Raw genomic sequence first — 20608 nt, forward strand, 5'->3', positions numbered from 1 at the left:
AATCCGTATCTTCGAGTGCCCACACAGATTGTCTGATAAATTGTTAAAGAGCAGTGCAACACGGCTTTCGCTCACTGTTGCGAGGTGGCGTATATTACGCTTTCCTCTTTCAGAGTCAAGCGTTTAATTTCGCTTTTCTCTGCCGAGATTCTCAGGAGAACCTCGCTGACCCGGCGGCTTGTTTGCCGTTGCTCCGTCTCAGTGGGGCCGCATTATAGGGAGTAATTGAGATCCCGCAAGCATAAATTTAAAATAATTTACCGCTCGCTTTCTTTTTCAACAAATCGTGCAGCAATGCGTCGTAAAAAGCCTGAACTGCTGTTTTTAACACCGATTCAGCACGTCAAATGGCATACTAAAGAAAGATAAATAATAGGAATGGCATTTATGTCTCTTAGTGCACAGCAATTGGCAGCTCAAAAGAACATCTCCTGGGTCCTGGCTGAGAAAATAGCCCAGAAGATACTCACCGGCGAATATCCACCAGAAAGCATTCTCCCCGGCGAGATGGAGCTAGGTGAAATCTTCGGCGTAAGCCGAACCGCCGTTCGTGAAGCGGTTAAAACGCTTTCAGCAAAAGGCATGTTGCTTCCTCGTCCACGCATCGGCACGCGCGTCATGCCACAGGCGCACTGGAACTTCCTCGACACCGAGCTCATCTCCTGGTGGCTTACTACCGATAACTTCCAGGCGGTGATGAAACACTTTCTGGTGCTGCGTCGTAGCCTTGAGCCGCAGGCGTGCATGCTGGCCGCCACATTAGGTACCGCCGAACAAAAAGCTCATCTCAATATATTAATGGAAGAAATGGCCACCCTCGAGAAGGCCTTTGACCGTACTCGCTGGATTGATATCGATACCTCCTGGCACGAGCACATCTATGAAATGAGCGCCAACCCGTTCCTGACCTCTTTCGCCAAACTCTTCCACTCCGTTTACCACATCTATTTCACCTCTATTACCGAGGATGAAGTGATTGAGCTTGCCAGCCACCAGGCAATTGTCGATGCAATACAGGACGGCGATGGTCAGCAAGCGTTTCTGGCATGCCAGGCTTTATTAAACGCGCCGCATATCCGGGAAGCGGTATAAAGGACATCGAATGACAGAAAAGAAAGCGCGGAGTATGGCCGGCCTGCCGTGGATAGCGGCAATGGCCTTCTTTATGCAGGCGTTGGATGCCACTATCCTTAATACTGCACTTCCCGCCATCGCCCATAGCCTTAACCGTTCACCGCTGGCCATGCAGTCGGCCATTATCAGCTATACGCTTACCGTCGCGATGCTTATCCCGGTTAGCGGCTGGCTGGCAGACCGTTTCGGGACCCGCCGCGTCTTTATGTTAGCGGTGAGCCTGTTCACCCTGGGCTCTTTGGCCTGCGCACTCTCTTCCTCGCTGACTGAGCTGGTGATCTTCCGCGTGATTCAGGGGATTGGCGGCGCCATGATGATGCCCGTCGCACGACTGGCGTTGCTACGCGCTTATCCGCGAAGCGAACTGCTGCCGGTACTGAACTTTGTCACCATGCCAGGGTTGATTGGCCCGATTCTCGGCCCGGTACTCGGCGGCGTATTCGTCACCTGGGCAACGTGGCATTGGATTTTCCTCATTAACATACCGATTGGCGTTGTTGGGATGCTGTATGCCCGAAAATATATGCCGAACTTCACCACGCCACGCAGACGCTTCGATTTCTCCGGCTTTCTGCTCTTCGGGCTAAGCCTGGTGCTGTTCTCCATCGGTATGGAGCTGCTAGGGGAGCAAATCGTATCGGGCTGGGTGGCCTTAATGATAGTCCTGCTCAGCATCATTCTATTGCTGGCCTATATCCGCCATGCGCGCAAACACCCTACGCCGCTGATTTCGCTGTCGCTATTCAAAACGCGCACCTTTTCTGTCGGCATTGCGGGTAACCTGGCCACGCGTCTGGGCACCGGCTGCGTACCGTTCCTGATGCCATTGATGCTACAGGTGGGCTTCGGTTATCCGGCGCTGATCGCGGGCTGCATGATGGCGCCGACGGCAATCGGTTCGATTATTGCTAAATCGACCGTCACTGCCGTACTACGTCGTTTGGGCTATCGGAAAACACTGGTGGGGGTCACGCTGTTTATCGGACTGATGATCGCGCAGTTCTCGCTGCAATCGCCGTCGATGCCGATATGGATGCTGATTCTGCCGCTGCTCGTTCTGGGGATGGCGATGTCGACGCAGTTCACGTCGATGAATACGATTACGCTTGCTGACCTGACGGACGATAACGCCAGCGGCGGCAACAGTCTGCTCGCGGTAACACAACAGCTGTCGATTAGCCTCGGCGTTGCCATCAGCGCCGCGGTGCTGCGTTCGTATCAGAGTATCGTGGGCTCAACCATCGATCAGTTCCACTATACCTTTATTACCATGGGCGTGATTACGGCGATATCCGCGCTGATGTTCCTGCTACTGCGGCCGAAAGATGGCCGCAACTTAATAAAAGAAAAGCACTAGCCTCACACGGAGCCGCGAACCACCAGCTCGGGCGTCAGCTGCATACGCTGCTGTTTCTGCCCGGGCTGCGCGATGCGATGAATCAACACATCAATCGCCAGCTCGCCAAGTTCATCTTTCGGTTGATGAATAGTGGTCAGCGGTGGCGTCATGTAGCGCGCCAGCTCGATATCATCATAGCCAATCACCGCCATGTCCTGCGGAATACGCAAACCGGCCTGATACAGTGCCTGATAAGCACCGACCGCCATGGCGTCATTGCCGACAAAGACCGCATCCGGACGCTCAGGATGCTTCAGCAACTGTTGCATCGCCTCCAGACCGCCGCCGAATTCGAAGTTGCTGGTAATTTCATAGCCGTCCGGGATGGGCAGCTTCGCGTTATGCATTGCTTCCCGGTACCCCTCCAGCCGCAAACGCGCCGGCGTTTTATCTAATGGGCCAGCAATGCAGGCAATCCGCGTATGGCCGCGTTCAATCAGGTAGCGGGTCGCCATATCGCCGCCGAGCAGCGAGTTATCCTGAATCAGGTCGCTGTCACCGTCGAAGGGTGCCCAGTCCATCATCACGGAAGGAATAGAAGGGTAGCGCTGCATGATCTCCAGCGACGGCTGGTGCGTTTCGGTGCACAGCAACAGCAGCCCATCGACGCGCTTTTGCATCAGCGTCTCAAGATTGCGATTCATTCGCTGCTCGTCGCCTTCGGTGTTGCACAGCACCAGGCTGTAGCCGCGCTCAAAACAGCTGCGTTCTACGCCGCGCACCAGCTCAGAGTAGAACGGGTTGGTACTGGCGGTGATCAGCATGCCGATGGTATGGGTTTGATTCAACTTGAGGCTACGCGCTAGTGCAGACGGCGCGTAGTTCAGCGTTTTGATGGCCGCATCAACTTTCTCGGTGACCGCCTCGCTGACGAACCTGTCTTTATTGATGACGTGCGATACGGTTGAGGTGGAAACGCCCGCCAGGCGAGCAACATCCTTCATCGTGGCCAAGCATTACCCCTGTTGACGTAAGAATTCGTCGATCTCTTCACGCCACGGAACCGATGGCTGAGCGCCTTTACGCGTAACCGCAATAGCTGCGGCTGCATGAGCAAAGCGCAGCGCCTCCGCCAGCGGCGTATTTTCCAGCAGCGCGGTCATCAGCGCACCGTTAAAGGTGTCACCTGCCGCAATGGTATCGATGGCCTGGACTTTAAAGCCCGGTACGCGGCGCCCTTCGCCCTTCACGCTGGCCCATACGCCACGGCTGCCGAGGGTGATGATCACCGTTTCGATACCTTTGGCATGCAGCACCTGCGCGGCTTTCGCAGCGTCTTCATCGTTTTCTACCCGCACGCCCGTCAGCTTCTCAGCTTCGGTTTCGTTCGGGGTAATGATATCCACCAGCGACAGCAACTCATCCGACAACGCGCGCGCCGGGGCCGGGTTTAATACCACGGAGGTCTGGTTCTGGTGGGCAATCTGAGCGGCCAGCAGTACGCTGTCCAGCGGGGATTCAAGCTGCATTAACAGCGCGTCAGCCTGGGCGATACGCTCGCGCTGTGCGTCGACTAATGAAGTTGATAATGCGGCGTTGGCTCCGGCATGGATACCAATGACGTTTTCGCCTTCACCGTTCACGAAGATCAGCGCTACACCTGTCGACTCGCCCGCCACGGCGCTCACCGGCGCGGTATCGATGCGGTCAACCTGTAACTGTTTACGGATACGCTCGCCGATATCGTCGTCGCCCGTACAGGCAATAAACGCAATATCCGCGCCGCTGCGCCCGGCAGCAACCGCCTGATTAGCACCTTTACCGCCAAAAGCGACCTGATAATGGCTACCGGTGACAGTTTCGCCAGGCGTCGGGAATGATTCAAGATTGAGAATGTGATCGGCATTGATGCTGCCAAGGACGACGAGTTTGCCTGCGGTTTTCATTTTCGGTATGTCCGGTAAGATGCGCCACCGGCTGACTAACCGGTGGCGCGTGCCCTGCTTTTATTTTTGATGTTGTCCCTCAGGCTGCGAGAACCTGAATCGCATTCGCGTTATTACTGCTTAATTACCAGCTTCAGGTCAACAGGATATTTCGCCTGGACCTTTTCGCCTTTCAGTACTTTGTCAGCGGTTTCCACGCCGGTCGCACCGATCTGGTCAGGTAACTGCGCGATAGTCGCCGCCAGTTTGCCATCTTTTACCGCTTTCTCGCCATCTGGCGTACCGTCAAACCCAACCACCATCACATCGGATTTACCGGCGGTCTGCAGCGCACGCAGTGCGCCCAGCGCCATTTCGTCGTTCTGCGCGAAGACAGCTTTCACGTCCGGATGCGCAGTCAGCAGGTTCTGCATGACGTTCAGACCTTTAGTACGGTCGAAGTCGGCAGGCTGGCTCGCCAGAACGTTAAATTTGTGAGCAGCAACGGCCTGCTGGAAGCCTTCGCCACGCTCACGCGCTGCGGAAGTCCCAGCAATCCCCTGCAGTTCTATAACCTTTGCGCCTTCACCGGCTTTCTTCGCGATGTAATCACCAGCGATTTTGCCGCCCAGCACGTTATCGGAAGCGATGTGGCTTACGACTTCACCTTTAGAGGCAACACGGTCAAGGGTGATAACCGGGATTTTCGCCTGGTTAGCCATCTTAATAGCGTTACCTACAGCATCGGAATCCGTTGGGTTGATCAGCAGAATTTTGGTGCCACGAACCGTTAAATCCTGAACGTTAGCCAGCTCTTTCGCCGGGTTATTCTGTGAATCCAGAACCACCAGGTTGTAACCCAGTTTATCGGCTTCTTTCTGCGCGCCATCCTTCAGGGAGACGAAGAACGGGTTATTCAGGGTAGAGATAACCAGCGCAATGGTGTCTTTCGCCATCGCGTTCGCACTCACGGTGGCGCTCAGCGCAACCGCAGAAACCAGGGTAGCCAGTTTTTTCATGTTCATATCTAAGATGTCCTGTAGTGTCGTGAATTACTACTTTTTGTTGTCCACCAGCACCGCCAGCAAAATGACGACTGCTTTAACGATCATCTGGTAATAAGAAGAAACGCCTAACAAGTTCAAACCGTTGTTCAAGAACCCAAGAATCAGCGCACCGATAAGCGTGCCGACGATACGACCTTTACCGCCTGCCAGGCTGGTACCGCCCAGCACCACCGCCGCGATGGCATCCAGCTCATAGCCGGTACCCGCCGTCGGTTGCGCAGAAGAGAGACGCGCCACTTCGATAATCCCCGCCAGCGCCGACAGCAGCCCGCACAGAGAGTAGACGATAATTTTGACTTTGTTGACGCTGATACCGGAAAGACGCGTTGCCGCTTCGTTCCCGCCCAGCGCATAGATATAACGACCCAGACGGGTGTGATGCAGCATGTACCACGCGGCGAGGAAGACAATCCCCATGATCCATACCGGGGTCGGAATGCCCAGCGGACGACCAATCCCAAACCAGCCGAAGACGTCGGCGTTATCGGTAAACCCGGTATTCACCGGGCTTCCGTTGGTGTACACCATGGTCACACCACGCAGCAGCAGCATCATCACCAGAGTGGCAATAAACGCCTGAACGCGCCCTTTGGCAACGATAACGCCAGTAACGGCCCCGATTGCGGCACCTAATGCGAGTGCGGCAGCAACCGCCACCAGCGCATTAACTTCGATGCCGACAATCGACGCGGCGACCGCGCCGGTCAACGCCAGCAGAGAACCGACGGACAGGTCGATCCCCGACGTTAAAATGACCAGCGTCATCCCGACCGCCATGATCGCATTCACGGAGGTTTGCTGCAGGATGTTGAACAGGTTATTGACGGTAAAAAAGTTCGGGCTCATGGTCGATACAATCGCTATAAGCACCAGCAGGGCTATCAGCGATTTTTGCTCCAGCAGCCACGCTTTAGTGAAATAGCGGCGACCCGCCACAGACTGGGTTGTCATCTTTTTTACTCCTGGTTCACGCGGTTAAGCTTGCCCACAGCGGCAGCCATTAATACTTCCTGGGTGGCCTGCTCGCGTGAGAACTCACCGCCGAGATGCCCTTCATGCATCACAATAATGCGATCGCTCATCCCCAATACTTCCGGCATCTCCGAGGAGACCAGAATGATGCTCAGGCCGTCGGCCTTGAACTGGTTGATAAGCTGATAAATCTCTTTCTTCGCCCCCACGTCGACGCCGCGCGTCGGTTCATCGAGGATCAGCACCTTCGGACGGGTCATCAGGCCACGGGCAATCGCCACTTTCTGCTGATTACCGCCGGAAAGCAGGCCGATAGCCTGTTCCATGGAAGGCGTTTTAACGTTAAACAGGCGGATAAAGTCGCCGACCGCCTGCTGTTCATCTTTATGCTTCAGGCCACCGCCGGCACGGCTGAAGTAGCGCAGCGCGGTTAGCGACATGTTCTCTTTCACCGACATGCCCAGCACCAGACCATCGCGCTTACGGTCTTCGGAGATATAAACGATGCCGTTTGCCAGACCGTCCTGCGGTGAACGGGTCACCACTTCATGACCGTCGAGAGTCACGTAGCCGCTGGTGCGCGGCAGTGCGCCGTACAGCACCTTCATCAGTTCGGTACGTCCAGCGCCCATCAGCCCGGCAACGCCAAGGATTTCGCCTTTACGCAGGGTGAAGGTGACGTTTTCCACGCCCGGCCCACACAGCGCATCTACCTTCAGGCGGATCTCACCCGGCGTTTTATCAAGATGCGGGTACTGATCTTCAAGTTTGCGCCCAACCATCATTTCAATCAGACGGTCTTCGTCGAGGCTCGCCACTTCACGCTCGGCAATAAACTGCCCGTCGCGGAACACGGTGACGTCGTCGCAGATCTCGAAAATCTCTTTCATGCGGTGGGAGATATAGACAATGCCGCGCCCCTGCGATTTCAGCTCGCGGATGACGCGGAACAGGGACTCGGTTTCAGTATCGGTCAGCGCATCGGTCGGTTCATCCATTACGATGACCTTCGACTCAAAGCTCAGCACCTTGGCAATTTCCACCATCTGCTGATCGCCAATAGAGAGGTCGCCTACCAGGCGGTCGCTCTTAAAACGCAGATTGAGTTTTGCCAGCAGGATATCGGCTTCGGCATACATCTTCTTCCAGTCGATTTTGCCAAAGCGATTCACGAACTCACGGCCGAGGAAAATGTTCTCGGCAATCGTCAGCTGCGGGATCAGGTTCAGCTCCTGGTGGATGATGCCAATACCGGCTTCCTGGGAAGATTTTGGACCGTTAAAGGTGGTCTCTTTACCCAGCCATAATAGTGAACCCGCGTCGCGGGCGTAGATCCCGGTCAGCACTTTCATCATGGTGGATTTGCCCGCGCCGTTCTCGCCCACCAGCGCCATCACGCGGCCGGAGTAGACGTTCAGCGCGGCGCCAGAGAGCGCCTTTACGCCCGGGAACGATTTATCGATCCCTTTAAGTTGTAAGAGTGCGTCCATGATGGCCTCAGAAGGTGACGCCAGCACAGAGAATGATATTCGCATACGGGGAACACTCCCCGCTGCGAATCACCGCCTGACTGTCTGCGGTTTGTTGTTTGAACTGTTCATGTGAGACGTAACGAACATCAATGGTGTTTCCCTGGTGTTGCTGCAGCTGCTCAATGTGTTTGAGCAACGCTTCGTGAAGCTGCGGATTATTTTGTTGAATTTCCGCGGCGAGAATGGCGGCCTCGACCTGCATCTCCTGCGTCACCACGCCCAGCACCTGCATAAAGGTGGGAACGCCCTGGGTCAGCGCCATATCAATGCGCGCCGTGCTGCGGGGAATAGGTAAGCCCGCATCGCACACCACCAGCGTATCGGTATGCCCCAGACGGGAGATAACCGACGAGATTTCAGAGTTGAGTACCGTGCCTTTCTTCATTTTGTTTTCTTGCTCCACTAGCGAAACGTTTCGCTAGCATCAGTTTAGTCTGAAGGGCGAACATAAAACCACCATCAGGTTATAGAAATGTGATCGCCATCGAAACGTTTCGCGAATGAAGGAGAGGGGATAAAAAAACGCCCTCCGTCAAAATGAGGGAGGGCGTTGATAGCGTTAGATTTCGACCTGGGTGCCCAGTTCAATAACACGGTTCGGCGGGATCTCGAACTGATCCGGCGCGCGAAGCGCGTTGCGCTGGAGCAGCAGATAGAGCTTGCCGCGCAGGCGCAGGTACCACGGACGCTTGCCGACAATCAGCGACTCGTGCGACATAAAGAACGACGTTTCCATCATTCGGCAGCTTAGGCCTTCCAGACCACAGCGGTGGAACACCTCTTCCACGTTTGGCGTTTCACGCCAGCCGTAGCTGGCCACCACGCGCCAGAAGGTCGGCGAAAGCTGCTCAATCTGCACGCGACGGACGTTATGCACGTACGGCGCATCTTCGGTACGCAGCGTCAGCAGGATAACCCGCTCGTGCAGCACCTTGTTGTGCTTGAGGTTATGCAGCATGGCAAACGGAATCACGTTCAGCGCACGAGACATATACACCGCGGTGCCCGGTACGCGTACCGGCGGTGATTTCTCCAGTGAGGCGATCATGGCCTCCAGAGAGTTACCATGTTCATGCATACGACGCAGCAGGCGGAAACGCTCGCTTTTCCAGGTGGTCATGATGGTGAACATGATCAGCGCCAGCGTCAGCGGCAGCCAACCACCGGAGACGATTTTATCGAGGTTCGCTGAGAACAGCGGGATGTCGATGCACATAAATGCCACGAACAGCAGCGCCACAAAGAACTTATTCCAGCGCCAGTTCTTCCTTGCCACCGTAGTGAACAGAATTGTCGTCAGCACCATGGTCCCGGTCACGGCAATACCGTACGCCGCCGCCAGGTTTGAGGAGTGCTCAAAGCTGACGATAACCACTACCACTGAGATATAGAGCAGCCAGTTGATAAACGGAATGTAGATCTGGCCGGACTCCATTTCCGAGGTGTGAATAATGCGCATCGGTGACAGATACCCCAGGCGCACCGCCTGGCGAGTCAGCGAGAAGACCCCGGAGATAACCGCCTGAGAGGCGATAACCGTCGCCAATGCCGCAATCACCAGCATTGGAATCAGCGCCCAATCAGGAGCCAGCAGGAAGAACGGGTTCTTAATGGCTTCCGGGTGCTTTAACAGCAGCGCGCCCTGACCAAAGTAGTTCAGCACCAGCGAAGGCAGCACCACCGAGAACCAGGCCAGACGAATCGGCAATTTCCCGAAGTGACCCATATCGGCATACAGCGCTTCCACCCCGGTAATCGACAGCACCACCGCGCCCAACGCGACGAAGGAGACCGTTTTATATTGCAGGAAGAAGTTCACCGCCCAGTAAGGGTTCAGCGCGTGCAGGACATCCGGGTTCGCAATAATGCTCCGCGCACCCAATACCGCCAGCAGCAGGAACCAGATAAGCATAATTGGCGCGAACAGTTTGCCAACCATGCTGGTACCGTGCTTCTGGATAGCAAAAAGCAGCGTCAGGACAATAATCGAAATGGGGACAATCCAGGTATCGAGCGTAGGCGCGATGATCTCAAGACCTTCGATCGCCGACATCACCGAGATGGCCGGGGTAATCACCACTTCACCATAGAAGAAGCTTCCCCCAATCAGTCCGAGGATCACCAACACCGAGGTCGTTCTTGCAGAGGTATTACGCCCGGCAAGCGACATCAGCGTGAGGATCCCACCTTCACCGGCGTTATCCGCCCGCATCACGAAGGTAATGTATTTGAGTGATACTGTAAAAATCAGCAGCCAGAAAATTAATGACAGAAAGCCAAAAACCGCGTCACGTTCGACGCCAAAACCAAACTGCCCAGATAAACATTCACGAAGCGTATAAAGAGGGCTGGTACCAATATCGCCGTATACCACGCCAATTGCAGCGAGTGTAATCGCTGATAAAGATTGTTTCTTATCAGTGCTCATAGACTAGTCTTTCGTTTACGAAACAAATGTGTGCCTAGTCCCTTGGCCCACCAAAAGCGCACAGTATGCACGATTAACGTCAAAATCGTACCCCTTAATTGCGTCATCTTAACCTGCCTCAAGAAATAGCGAGGTACTATTCAGGCTATTCACCTAAAGAGTTATACGTCTATACTCAGCCAGTTAGCAGAATAAACGGTGAAAGGACGCAACTTAATTATGGCGCAACCACATTTATTAGCAGAAAGAATTTCGCGCCTGAGCAGCGCGCTGGAGAAAGGCCTTTTTGAGCGTAGCCACGCCATGCGGCTGTGCCTGCTGGCGGCCCTGAGCGGTGAGAGCGTGTTTTTACTCGGCCCTCCCGGCATCGCCAAAAGCCTGATAGCCCGCCGCCTGAAGTTTGCCTTCCAGCACGCCCGCGCCTTTGAATACCTGATGACCCGTTTCTCTACGCCGGAAGAGGTATTCGGCCCGCTCTCTATTCAGGCCTTAAAAGATGAAGGGCGCTATGAGCGTCTGACCGCGGGTTATTTGCCCGAAGCGGAAATCGTCTTTCTTGATGAGATCTGGAAAGCTGGCCCGGCGATTCTGAACACCCTATTGACCGCCATCAACGAGCGTCACTTTCGTAACGGCGCCAGCGTCGAAAAAATTCCAATGCGCCTGCTGGTGACCGCCTCCAATGAACTGCCGGAAGCGGAAAGCAGCCTTGAAGCGCTGTACGACCGTATGCTGATTCGCCTGTGGCTCGATAAAGTGCAGGATAAAGGCAATTTCCGCTCGATGTTGATTAGCCAGCAGGACGAGAACGACAACCCGATTCCAGCCAACCTTCAGGTCACTGATGAAGAGTACTTCCAGTGGCAGAAGGATATCGGCAATGTGAAGCTGCCGGATGCGGTGTTTGAACTGATCTTCACCCTGCGCCAGCAGCTCGATAACCTACCGAATGCACCTTACGTTTCCGACCGTCGCTGGAAAAAAGCGATCCGCCTGCTTCAGGCCTGCGCCTTCTTCAGCGGCCGCGATACGATCGCGCCAATCGATCTGATCCTCTTAAAAGAGTGTCTCTGGCATGACGCAGAGAGCCGAAATCTGCTGCAACAACAAATAGATATTTTGATGACCGGGCATGCATGGCAGCAACAGGCCATGCTCAACAAGCTGGGCGCTATCACCCAGCAGCGTCTGCAAATTCAGCAACAGCAAAGCGATAAAACGGCGCTCAAGGTGACGCGCCTGGGCGGTATGTTCAGCCGCAAACCGCACTACGAGCTGCCACCTGAGGTGCAGTCGCCTACGGTCACGCTGCTGCTGCAAAAACCGCTCAAGCTGCACGATATCGAGGTTATTCACATCACCTTTGAACGTCAGGCGCTGGCCAACTGGCTGGAGAAAAGCGGTGAAATCCGCGGCAAGCTCAACGGCATCGGCTTTGCGCTGGCGCTGAATATGGAAGTCGATGCCAGTCAGCACCTGGTGGTGCGCGATGTCAGCCTTCAGGGAACACGTTTATCACTGCCTGGAACGGGAACGACGGAGAATATGCCGGCGGAAATCCGCCAGCAGCTGCTCGCGCTGGATGAAGAGTGGCACCAGCAGCACAACCGCTTTAGCGAACAACAAAAATGCCTCTTTATTAATGAAGAGTGGCTCGGCCGCATTGAAGCCAGCCTGCAGGATGTGGCCGCGCAAATTAAGCAGGCACAGGTTTAATGCTGACTATCGATACGCTCAACGTCATGCTGGCGGTCAGCGAAGAGGGGATGATCGAAGAGATGATCATCGCCCTGCTGGCTTCTCCGCAGTTGGCTATCTTTTTTGAAAAGTTTCCTCGTTTAAAAACGGCCATCACCGACGATCTTCCCCGCTGGCGCGAGACCTTTAAAGGCCGCCTGAAAGGGGCGCCGGTTCCGCCAGAGCTGGAAGAAGAGGTTATCTGTTATCAGCAGAGCCAGCTTCTCTCTACCGCACAGTTCATCGTCCAACTACCGCAGATTCTGGCGCTGCTGACACGTCTACGATCGCCGTTCGCCGCCCAGGCTCAGCAGTTGGTTGCCAACAACGCCACCTTTACCCCCGCGCTGCACACCCTGTTCCTGCAGCGCTGGCGCCTGAGCCTGGTCGTTCAGGTGACGTCACTTAATCAACAAATGCTGGAAGAAGAGCGCGAACAGCTGCTGAGCGAAGTACAGGAGCGCATGACCTTGAGCGGCCAGCTGGAACCTGTGCTGGTAGAAAACGACAGCGCGGGCGGGCGGCTATGGGATATGAGTGCCGGACAGCTCAAGCGTGCCGACTATCAGCTGATCGTCAAATACGGCGAGTTTCTCAGCCAGCAGCCGGAACTGATGCGCCTGGCGGAGCAGCTTGGGCGTTCCCGCGAGGCGAAATCGGTGCCAAAGAAAGACGCGCCGATGGAGACTTTCCGCACCATGGTGCGCGAACCCTCAACCGTACCAGAGCAGGTCGATGGCATTCAGCAAAGCGACGATATCCTGCGCCTGCTACCGCCAGAGCTGGCAACGCTGGGAATGACCGAGCTGGAGTATGAATTTTACCGTCGGCTGGTGGAGAAGCAGCTGCTGACCTATCGGCTGCATGGCGATGCCTGGCGTGAAAAGGTCACCGAACGCCCGGTGGTTCATCAGGATGAGGATGAACAGCCTCGCGGCCCGTTTGTGGTCTGCGTGGATACCTCTGGCTCAATGGGCGGTTTCAACGAGCAGTGCGCCAAAGCGTTTTGCCTTGCGCTGATGCGCGTGGCGCTGGCGGATAACCGACGCTGCTACATCATGCTGTTCTCAACGGAAGTCGTGCGCTACGAACTGACGGACCGTCAGGGGCTGGAGCAGGCGATCCGCTTTTTAAGCCAGCGCTTTCGCGGCGGTACCGATATGGCGAGCTGCCTACGTGCGGTTATCGAGCAGCTGCAAAACCCGCAGTGGCAGGATGCCGACGCGGTAGTCATTTCCGATTTTATCGCCCAGCGGCTGCCGGATGAGGTGGTGAAGAAGGTAGGGGATCTGCAGCACAAATATCAGCACCGTTTTCATGCGGTGGCGATGTCTGCACATGGAAAACCCGGGATCATGCGCATCTTCGATCATATCTGGCGCTTTGATACCGGGTTGAGAAGCCGCCTGCTAAGACGCTGGCAGCGTTGATTTAAGCATTACAGCAGAGCAGAGACGCTCTCACGAACCTGTGCTGGCCATACGCCGCACTGCACCTGCCCGATATGGGAGAGCTGCAGCAACAGCATCGTCAAACGAGACTGACCAATGCCGCCGCCGATAGTCTGCGGCATTTCACCGCGCAGCAGCGCCTGATGCCATTCCAGCTTCAAACGATCTTCGTCACCGGTTAACGCCAGCTGATGCTTCAGCGCTTTGGCATCGACGCGGATCCCCATAGAGGAAAGCTCGAAGGCGTCTTCCAGTACCGGGTTCCACACCAGAATATCGCCGTTCAGACCAGAGAGGCCGGACGCCGTTGGCGTGCTCCAGTCGTCATAGTCCGGCGCACGAACGTCGTGGCGCTCGCCATCAGAAAGTTTACCGCCGATACCCATCAGGAAGACCGCGCCCAGCTCTTTAGCAATCGCGCGCTCACGGCCTTTCGCATCGAGGCCCGGGTAGCGGCTCAGCAGCGTTTCGCTATGAACAAAGTGGATCTGTTCTGGCAGGAACGGTGTCAGACCAAATTCTTTGCTCACGGCAATTTCAGTTTCTTTAATACCCGCCCAGATTGCCTTCACGGTGCTTTCCAGCGTACCCGCATGGCGCTCTTCATCACCCATTACGCGTTCCCAGTCCCACTGGTCAACGTAGACAGAGTGAATGGCGGTGAGTCGGTCTTCATCGGGGCGAAGGGCCTTCATGTGCGTGTATAGCCCTTCGCCCGCGCTGAAGTCGTGTTGTCCCAGGGTTTGACGTTTCCACTTCGCAAGGGAATGAACCACTTCGAACTGGGCTTCTGGCAGTGTTTTCACTTTCACCTGAACCGCTTTCTCGCAACCAGACAGGTTGTCCTGTGTCCCATCTCCCACGCGGCTTAAGATCGGCGCCTGAACTTCTACGAGCCCTAGCTTCTCTTCCAGCTGACGGGAAAAATAGGATTTAACGAAACTAATCTGGCGTTGTTTTGCGATGTATGCGGTTTTCATTATTTTTACTCCTGCGTCCTGTTGGTATTGATTAAGCAACAAAACCGGGCACCAATTCAATAATCAAACAATAAAAAGCCTAACACACTTTTGATTCAATAAAATAACAGGCTAAAATAGAGTGAATCATCAATCTTCATAAGAAAAAGCTATGGAAAATTATCAAATCGACAATCTGGATCGCGGCATCCTTGAGGCGCTGATGGCCAATGCCCGTACCGCCTATGCCGAACTGGCCAAACAGTTCGCCGTAAGCCCCGGCACTATTCATGTTCGCGTAGAGAAGATGAAGCAGGCGGGCATTATTACCGGCGCGCACGTCGACGTGAGCCCTAAGCAGCTGGGTTATGACGTGGGCTGCTTTATCGGCATCATTCTGAAGAGTGCGAAGGATTACCCTTCGGCACTAGCAAGACTGGAAAGCCTGGATGAAGTGACCGAGGCGTATTACACCACCGGGCACTACAGCATCTTTATTAAAGTCATGTGTAAATCCATCGATGCCCTCCAGCAGGTACTTATCAACAAGATCCAAACAATTGATGAAATTCAGTCCACGGAAACCTTGATCGTCCTGCAAAACCCGATAATGCGTACCATCAAGCCCTGATCGTTTTTTTTAATCCCACATTTTTCCACAGGTAGATCCCAGCTCGTTCACAGCGTACAATGCGCCTTCTATATAAAGGTGGGCGAGCATGGCAGACATTACTCTTATCAGCGGCAGCACGCTTGGCAGTGCGGAATATGTAGCAGAGCATCTGGCTGAAAAACTGGAAGATGCCGGTTTTACCAGCAAAATGCTGCACGGACCGATGCTTGATGAAGTGCCAACTGAAGGGATCTGGCTGGTTATCAGTTCTACGCACGGTGCCGGAGACATTCCTGACAACCTGCTGCCTTTATATGAAGCGTTACGTGAGCAAAAACCGGATCTCTCCCAGGTTCGCTTTGGCGCAATCGGGATTGGCAGCCGCGAATATGACACGTTTTGCGGCGCGATCGACAAGCTGGATGCCGAACTGAAGGCCTGCGGGGCCAAACAGATTGGCGAAACGCTGAAGATCAACGTACTCGAACATGAGATTCCTGAAGATCCGGCCGAAAATTGGCTGGGATCGTGGCATCTTTTGCTCAGAGATTTGTAAAGATCGGAATTTATTGTGTGGATAACTCTGGTTAAAAGCTTGGATCAACCGGTAGTTATCCAAAGAATAACTTCTGTCTGGTTTTTGACCTGTGCATAACCCTTCGTTTTGATCCCAGCTTATACTGACCAGGATCACCGATCATTCACAGCTAACGATCCTTCTTAAACGGTTGATCTTAAAATCCGGATCGGACTTATCCACAAAGGTTGGCGATCCTAATAAGAGATCACAATAGAACAGATCTCTAAATAAAAAGATCTTCTTTTTAATACCCAAGATCCGAACCCTTTCTCCATCGACTAAAGTTGAGTAGAATCCACGGCCCGGGCTTCAATCCATTTTCAAACCGCTTTACGCGAGGCAAACCACCATGTTTTATCAGGATCCTTTTGACGTCATCATCATTGGCGGGGGTCATGCAGGCACTGAGGCCGCGATGGCCGCAGCGCGAATGGGTCAACAGACCCTGCTTTTGACACACAATATCGACACGTTGGGGCAGATGAGCTGCAACCCGGCGATTGGCGGCATTGGGAAAGGACACCTGGTAAAAGAAGTGGATGCCCTTGGCGGCCTGATGGCTACAGCGATCGACCAGGCTGGCATTCAGTTTAGGATACTAAACGCCAGCAAAGGCCCGGCCGTTCGCGCTACTCGTGCACAGGCGGATCGCGTGCTCTATCGTCAGGCGGTACGCACCGCGCTGGAGAACCAACCGAACCTGATGATCTTCCAGCAGGCGGTTGAAGATCTGATTGTTGAGAACGATCGCGTCGTTGGCGCCGTGACCCAAATGGGTCTCAAATTCCGCGCTAAAGCGGTGGTGCTCACCGTAGGGACATTCCTTGACGGTAAAATTCATATTGGTCTGGATAACTACAGCGGTGGCCGTGCTGGCGATCCGCCGTCTATCCCGCTGTCTCGCCGTTTGCGTGAACTGCCGCTGCGCGTTAGTCGCCTGAAGACCGGTACGCCGCCGCGTATCGACGCGCGCACCATCGACTTTAGCGTCCTTGGTCAGCAAAACAGTGATAATCCACTGCCGGTCTTCTCCTTCCTGGGGAACGCCTCTCAGCACCCTCGTCAGATGCCGTGCTACGTCACGCATACCAACGAGAAAACGCACGAGGTGATCCGCAATAACCTCGATCGCAGCCCAATGTACGCTGGCGTGATCGAAGGGATCGGCCCACGATACTGTCCATCGATCGAAGATAAAGTGATGCGCTTTGCCGATCGTAACCAGCATCAGGTCTTCCTGGAGCCGGAAGGACTGACGTCCAACGAAATTTATCCAAACGGCATCTCCACCAGCCTGCCGTTTGACGTGCAGATGCAAATTGTCCGTTCCATGCAAGGGATGGAAAACGCGCGAATCGTTCGCCCTGGCTACGCCATTGAGTACGATTTCTTCGACCCGCGCGATCTGAAACTCACGCTGGAAAGCAAATTCATCCACGGTCTGTTCTTTGCTGGTCAAATCAACGGCACCACGGGCTACGAAGAAGCGGCCGCTCAGGGCATGCTGGCCGGACTTAACGCCGCTCGTCTGGCTGCCGACAAAGAAGGCTGGGCGCCGCGTCGCGATCAGGCTTACCTCGGCGTGCTGGTGGACGACCTCTGCACGCTTGGTACCAAAGAACCGTACCGCATGTTTACCTCCCGCGCGGAGTATCGCTTGATGCTGCGTGAAGATAACGCCGATCTGCGTCTGACCGAAATCGGCCGTGAGCTGGGAATGGTGGATGACGTTCGTTGGGCTCGCTTCAACGAGAAGCTGGAGAACATCGAGCGTGAACGTCAGCGCCTGAAATCCACCTGGATTACACCGTCATCTGAGTCTGCAGCCGAAGTGAATGCTCACCTGAGTGCGCCACTGACCCGCGAAGCCAGCGGCGAAGATCTGCTGCGTCGTCCGGAAATGACCTACGAACAGCTGACCGCTCTGACCCCGTTTACGCCAATGCTGGAAGACGCGCAGGCGGCAGAACAGGTAGAAATTCAGGTCAAATACGAAGGTTATATCGCTCGTCAGCAGGATGAAATCGAGAAACAGCAGCGCAACGAAAACACCTTGCTGCCTGCTACGCTGGACTATCGCCAGGTTAATGGCCTGTCCAACGAAGTGATCGCCAAACTCAACGATCACAAACCGGTCTCGATAGGCCAGGCATCTCGTATTTCCGGGATCACGCCAGCGGCAATCTCCATTCTGCTGGTATGGCTCAAAAAACAAGGTCTGCTGCGCCGCAGCGCTTAATGCACCGAACATTGCCCGGTGGCGCTACGCTGACCGGGCCTACAACCTAAGCCGGATAAGGCGAAGCCGTCATCCGGCATATTATCGCTAACAGGTATTCGCCGTGCTCAACAAACTCTCTCGACTGCTGAATGAAGCAGGAATTTCCCTCTCCGATCACCAGAAAAACCAGCTTGTGGCCTACGTGGATATGCTGCACAAGTGGAATAAAGCCTACAACCTGACCTCCGTACGAGACCCTAACGAGATGCTGGTTCGCCATATTCTCGACAGTATTGTGGTCGCGCCATCGCTTGAGGGTGAACGTTTTATCGATGTGGGTACGGGTCCAGGTCTGCCGGGGATTCCGCTGTCGATTGTGCGCCCTGATGCCCACTTCACTCTGCTGGATAGCCTGGGCAAACGCGTCCGCTTTCTGCGCCAGGTGCAGCACGAGTTAGCGCTGACTAACATCACACCGGTGCAGAGCCGCGTTGAAGATTTTCCGGCTGAACCGCCGTTTGACGGTGTGATTAGCCGTGCTTTTGCCTCACTGACCGACATGGTGACCTGGTGTCATCATCTTCCTGGTGAAGCTGGGCGCTTTTACGCATTGAAGGGACAACTGCCGGAAGAGGAAATCGCCCAACTTCCAGCGCCGTTTAGCGTTGCGAGCGTGGTGCCGTTAAAAGTTCCTCAGCTGGAAGGGGAGCGTCATTTGGTTATTATTACAGCAAATAAAATTTAATTTTTATCAAAAAAAGTAGAGAAAAAGTGGGGGCTCTGGTGTTAACAAATGCGCGACAATTAGCGCCAGTGACCTGCTATATTTAACCAGCAATTAACTTTACTTTATCTTCATCTTAACGCGGCTTTTTTTGTTAAGACTTAAAATAGTCAACATGGAAAATATCAGTCTGCTAAAAGTCAGCCCGTTCGTCTTTTTGTCATGTTAATAAATTATTATAAATGTCAATGAATGGTTTTTGTTCTGTATCGCGGTGTTTTTAAAAGAGTGGGCGAATTAAGTCTTAGATATCAGAATGATGGGCGTATCCGTTTTGCTACAATGATTTATGCGTTTTGCTCGAAAATGTTTAATATGTGATCTCGTGCACGCTTTGTAGCCACTATTTTCGGTGTATTTGCAGTTTTGTACGATCGTTCACACTTTGGCGAAAAGTAGAAAAATAGCGCGAATGAAAAATAATTAAATATTTATTCACGTTTTGGCTACTTATTGTTTGAAATCACGGGGTGTCACCGTATAATTTGACCGCTTTTTGATGCTTGACTCAGAGCATTAAAGAACGTTTTATACGACACGCGGCATACCTCAAAGGGAGCAGGAGTACAAACGTGATGTCTATGTCGTTCGTGAGTCGCAATGTTGCTCGAAAGCTTCTGTTCATTCAGCTTCTGGCAGTGATAGCAAGTGGATTGCTGTTCAGCCTTAAAGACCCCTTCTGGGGCATCTCCGCCGCGTGTGGAGGCCTGGCAGTGTTACTGCCTAATATGTTGTTTATGATTTTTGCCTGGCGTCACCAGGTACATACACCCGCTAAAGGCCGAGTGGCCTGGACGTTCGCCTTCGGGGAAGCGTTCAAAGTGCTTGCGATGCTGGTGTTACTGGTCGTGGCGTTGGCGGTTTTTAAGGCGGTATTCTTACCGCTGATCGTTACATGGATTTTGGTGCTAGTGGTTCAAATACTGGCGCCCGCTGTAATTAACAACAAAGGGTAAAAGGCATCATGGCTTCTGAAAATATGACGCCGCAGGAATACATAGGACACCATCTGAATAACCTTCAGCTGGACCTGCGTACTTTCTCGCTGGTAGATCCGCATAACCCCCCAGCCACCTTCTGGACGCTCAATATTGACTCCATGTTCTTCTCGGTGGTGCTGGGTCTGTTGTTCCTGCTTACGTTCCGTAGCGTTGCCAAAAAAGCAACCAGCGGCGTACCGGGTAAATTTCAGACCGCGATTGAGCTGGTAATCGGCTTCGTTCATGGCAGTGTCAAAGACATGTACCATGGCAAAAGCAAGGTTATTGCTCCGCTTGCCCTGACGATCTTCGTCTGGGTCTTCCTGATGAACCTGATGGACTTACTGCCTATCGACCTGCTGCCGTATATTGCTGAGCATATACTGGGCCTGCCGGCGCTGCGCGTGGTTCCGTCTGCGGACGTAAACATTACCCTGTCTATGGCACTGGGCGTGTTTATCCTGATTCTGTTCTACAGCATCAAAATGAAAGGCATCGGTGGCTTCACTAAAGAGCTGACACTGCAGCCGTTCAATCACTGGGCATTTATTCCTGTCAACTTAATCCTTGAAGGGGTAAGCCTGCTGTCCAAACCGGTATCTCTCGGTCTGCGACTTTTCGGCAACATGTATGCCGGTGAGCTGATTTTCATTCTGATTGCTGGTCTGTTGCCGTGGTGGTCACAGTGGATTCTGAATGTGCCGTGGGCCATTTTCCACATCCTGATCATTACGCTGCAAGCCTTCATCTTCATGGTTCTGACGATCGTCTATCTGTCGATGGCGTCTGAAGAGCATTAATTTACCAACACTACTACGTTTTAACTGAAACAAACTGGAGACTGTCATGGAAAACCTGAATATGGATCTGCTGTACATGGCTGCCG

18 protein-coding genes are annotated in these 20608 nt (G+C 53.9%); 10 read left to right on the top strand and 8 right to left on the bottom strand.

Annotated elements, in window-relative coordinates; genetic code table 11:
* The first annotated feature begins 387 nt into the window (after positions 1-387).
* Both RDN66_RS16460 and mdtD read left to right on the top strand, forming a co-directional pair.
* Positions 388-1092, top strand: coding sequence for a FadR/GntR family transcriptional regulator (locus RDN66_RS16460; RefSeq protein WP_202216883.1), 705 nt, complete (start codon positions 388-390; stop codon positions 1090-1092).
* Positions 1093-1102: 10 nt separating this feature from the next.
* A complete protein-coding gene (mdtD, locus tag RDN66_RS16465; RefSeq protein ID WP_035893652.1) occupies positions 1103-2491 on the top strand; it encodes a multidrug transporter subunit MdtD in 1389 nt (462 codons plus the stop codon).
* A 2-nt stretch (positions 2492-2493) separates the two neighbouring features.
* Here the strand turns inward: mdtD and rbsR are convergent, their stop codons facing one another.
* The 7 genes from rbsR to kup all read right to left on the bottom strand — a co-directional run bounded on the left by rbsR (position 2494) and on the right by kup (position 10397).
* Complete coding sequence (rbsR, locus tag RDN66_RS16470) at positions 2494-3486, bottom strand: ribose operon transcriptional repressor RbsR (protein WP_202216884.1); 993 nt, start codon at positions 3484-3486, stop codon at positions 2494-2496.
* Between the two features lie 3 nt (positions 3487-3489).
* On the bottom strand, positions 3490-4419 hold the full coding sequence (rbsK, locus tag RDN66_RS16475) for a ribokinase (RefSeq protein ID WP_202216885.1): 930 nt from the start codon (positions 4417-4419) through the stop codon (positions 3490-3492).
* A gap of 113 nt (positions 4420-4532) precedes the next feature.
* A complete protein-coding gene (gene rbsB / locus RDN66_RS16480; protein ID WP_035893648.1) occupies positions 4533-5423 on the bottom strand; it encodes a ribose ABC transporter substrate-binding protein RbsB in 891 nt (296 codons plus the stop codon).
* Positions 5424-5453: 30 nt separating this feature from the next.
* A complete protein-coding gene (gene rbsC, locus RDN66_RS16485; protein ID WP_202216886.1) occupies positions 5454-6416 on the bottom strand; it encodes a ribose ABC transporter permease in 963 nt (320 codons plus the stop codon).
* Between the two features lie 5 nt (positions 6417-6421).
* Positions 6422-7927 (bottom strand): ribose ABC transporter ATP-binding protein RbsA, encoded by a 1506-nt coding sequence (gene rbsA, locus RDN66_RS16490; protein ID WP_035893644.1) that lies wholly within the window; start codon positions 7925-7927, stop codon positions 6422-6424.
* Positions 7928-7934: 7 nt separating this feature from the next.
* Entirely contained in the window at positions 7935-8354 is a 420-nt protein-coding gene (rbsD, locus tag RDN66_RS16495) for a D-ribose pyranase (protein ID WP_202216887.1), read from the bottom strand.
* 174 nt (positions 8355-8528) lie between these two features.
* Positions 8529-10397, bottom strand: a complete 1869-nt coding sequence (gene kup, locus RDN66_RS16500) for a low affinity potassium transporter Kup (RefSeq protein WP_035893640.1) — start codon at positions 10395-10397, stop codon at positions 8529-8531.
* A 219-nt stretch (positions 10398-10616) separates the two neighbouring features.
* Here kup and ravA point away from each other — a divergent pair, with 219 nt between their 5' ends.
* Together ravA and viaA are read left to right on the top strand one after the other, a co-directional pair.
* Entirely contained in the window at positions 10617-12113 is a 1497-nt protein-coding gene (gene ravA / locus RDN66_RS16505) for an ATPase RavA (RefSeq protein WP_202216888.1), read from the top strand.
* Positions 12113-13564, top strand: coding sequence for an ATPase RavA stimulator ViaA (viaA, locus tag RDN66_RS16510; RefSeq protein ID WP_035893636.1), 1452 nt, complete (start codon positions 12113-12115; stop codon positions 13562-13564). The genes ravA and viaA overlap by 1 nt, the downstream gene beginning before the upstream one ends.
* Positions 13565-13572: 8 nt before the next feature.
* Here viaA and asnA read toward each other — a convergent pair whose 3' ends face one another.
* On the bottom strand, positions 13573-14565 hold the full coding sequence (asnA, locus tag RDN66_RS16515) for an aspartate--ammonia ligase (protein ID WP_035893633.1): 993 nt from the start codon (positions 14563-14565) through the stop codon (positions 13573-13575).
* A 151-nt stretch (positions 14566-14716) separates the two neighbouring features.
* Between asnA and asnC the strand changes: the two genes are divergently transcribed.
* From asnC to atpB, 6 genes are all read left to right on the top strand, one after another.
* The gene (gene asnC, locus RDN66_RS16520) at positions 14717-15175 is read left to right on the top strand and encodes a transcriptional regulator AsnC (protein ID WP_035893632.1); all 459 of its coding nucleotides are present in this window, start codon (positions 14717-14719) and stop codon (positions 15173-15175) included.
* Positions 15176-15263: 88 nt separating this feature from the next.
* Entirely contained in the window at positions 15264-15713 is a 450-nt protein-coding gene (gene mioC / locus RDN66_RS16525) for an FMN-binding protein MioC (RefSeq protein WP_202216889.1), read from the top strand.
* Positions 15714-16086: 373 nt separating this feature from the next.
* On the top strand, positions 16087-17976 hold the full coding sequence (mnmG, locus tag RDN66_RS16530) for a tRNA uridine-5-carboxymethylaminomethyl(34) synthesis enzyme MnmG (protein WP_035893629.1): 1890 nt from the start codon (positions 16087-16089) through the stop codon (positions 17974-17976).
* A 103-nt stretch (positions 17977-18079) separates the two neighbouring features.
* Positions 18080-18703 carry a 16S rRNA (guanine(527)-N(7))-methyltransferase RsmG gene (gene rsmG, locus RDN66_RS16535; RefSeq protein WP_202216890.1) on the top strand — a complete coding sequence of 208 codons (624 nt, stop codon included), beginning with the start codon at positions 18080-18082 and terminating at the stop codon, positions 18701-18703.
* Positions 18704-19317: 614 nt separating this feature from the next.
* Positions 19318-19698, top strand: a complete 381-nt coding sequence (gene atpI, locus RDN66_RS16540; RefSeq protein WP_123650961.1) for a F0F1 ATP synthase subunit I — start codon at positions 19318-19320, stop codon at positions 19696-19698.
* Between the two features lie 8 nt (positions 19699-19706).
* Positions 19707-20522, top strand: a complete 816-nt coding sequence (gene atpB / locus RDN66_RS16545; RefSeq protein ID WP_035893623.1) for a F0F1 ATP synthase subunit A — start codon at positions 19707-19709, stop codon at positions 20520-20522.
* Positions 20523-20608 lie beyond the last annotated feature (86 nt).

This window comes from uncultured Kluyvera sp., assembly GCF_902485085.1.
Taxonomy (GTDB): Bacteria; Pseudomonadota; Gammaproteobacteria; order Enterobacterales; family Enterobacteriaceae; genus Kluyvera; species Kluyvera ascorbata.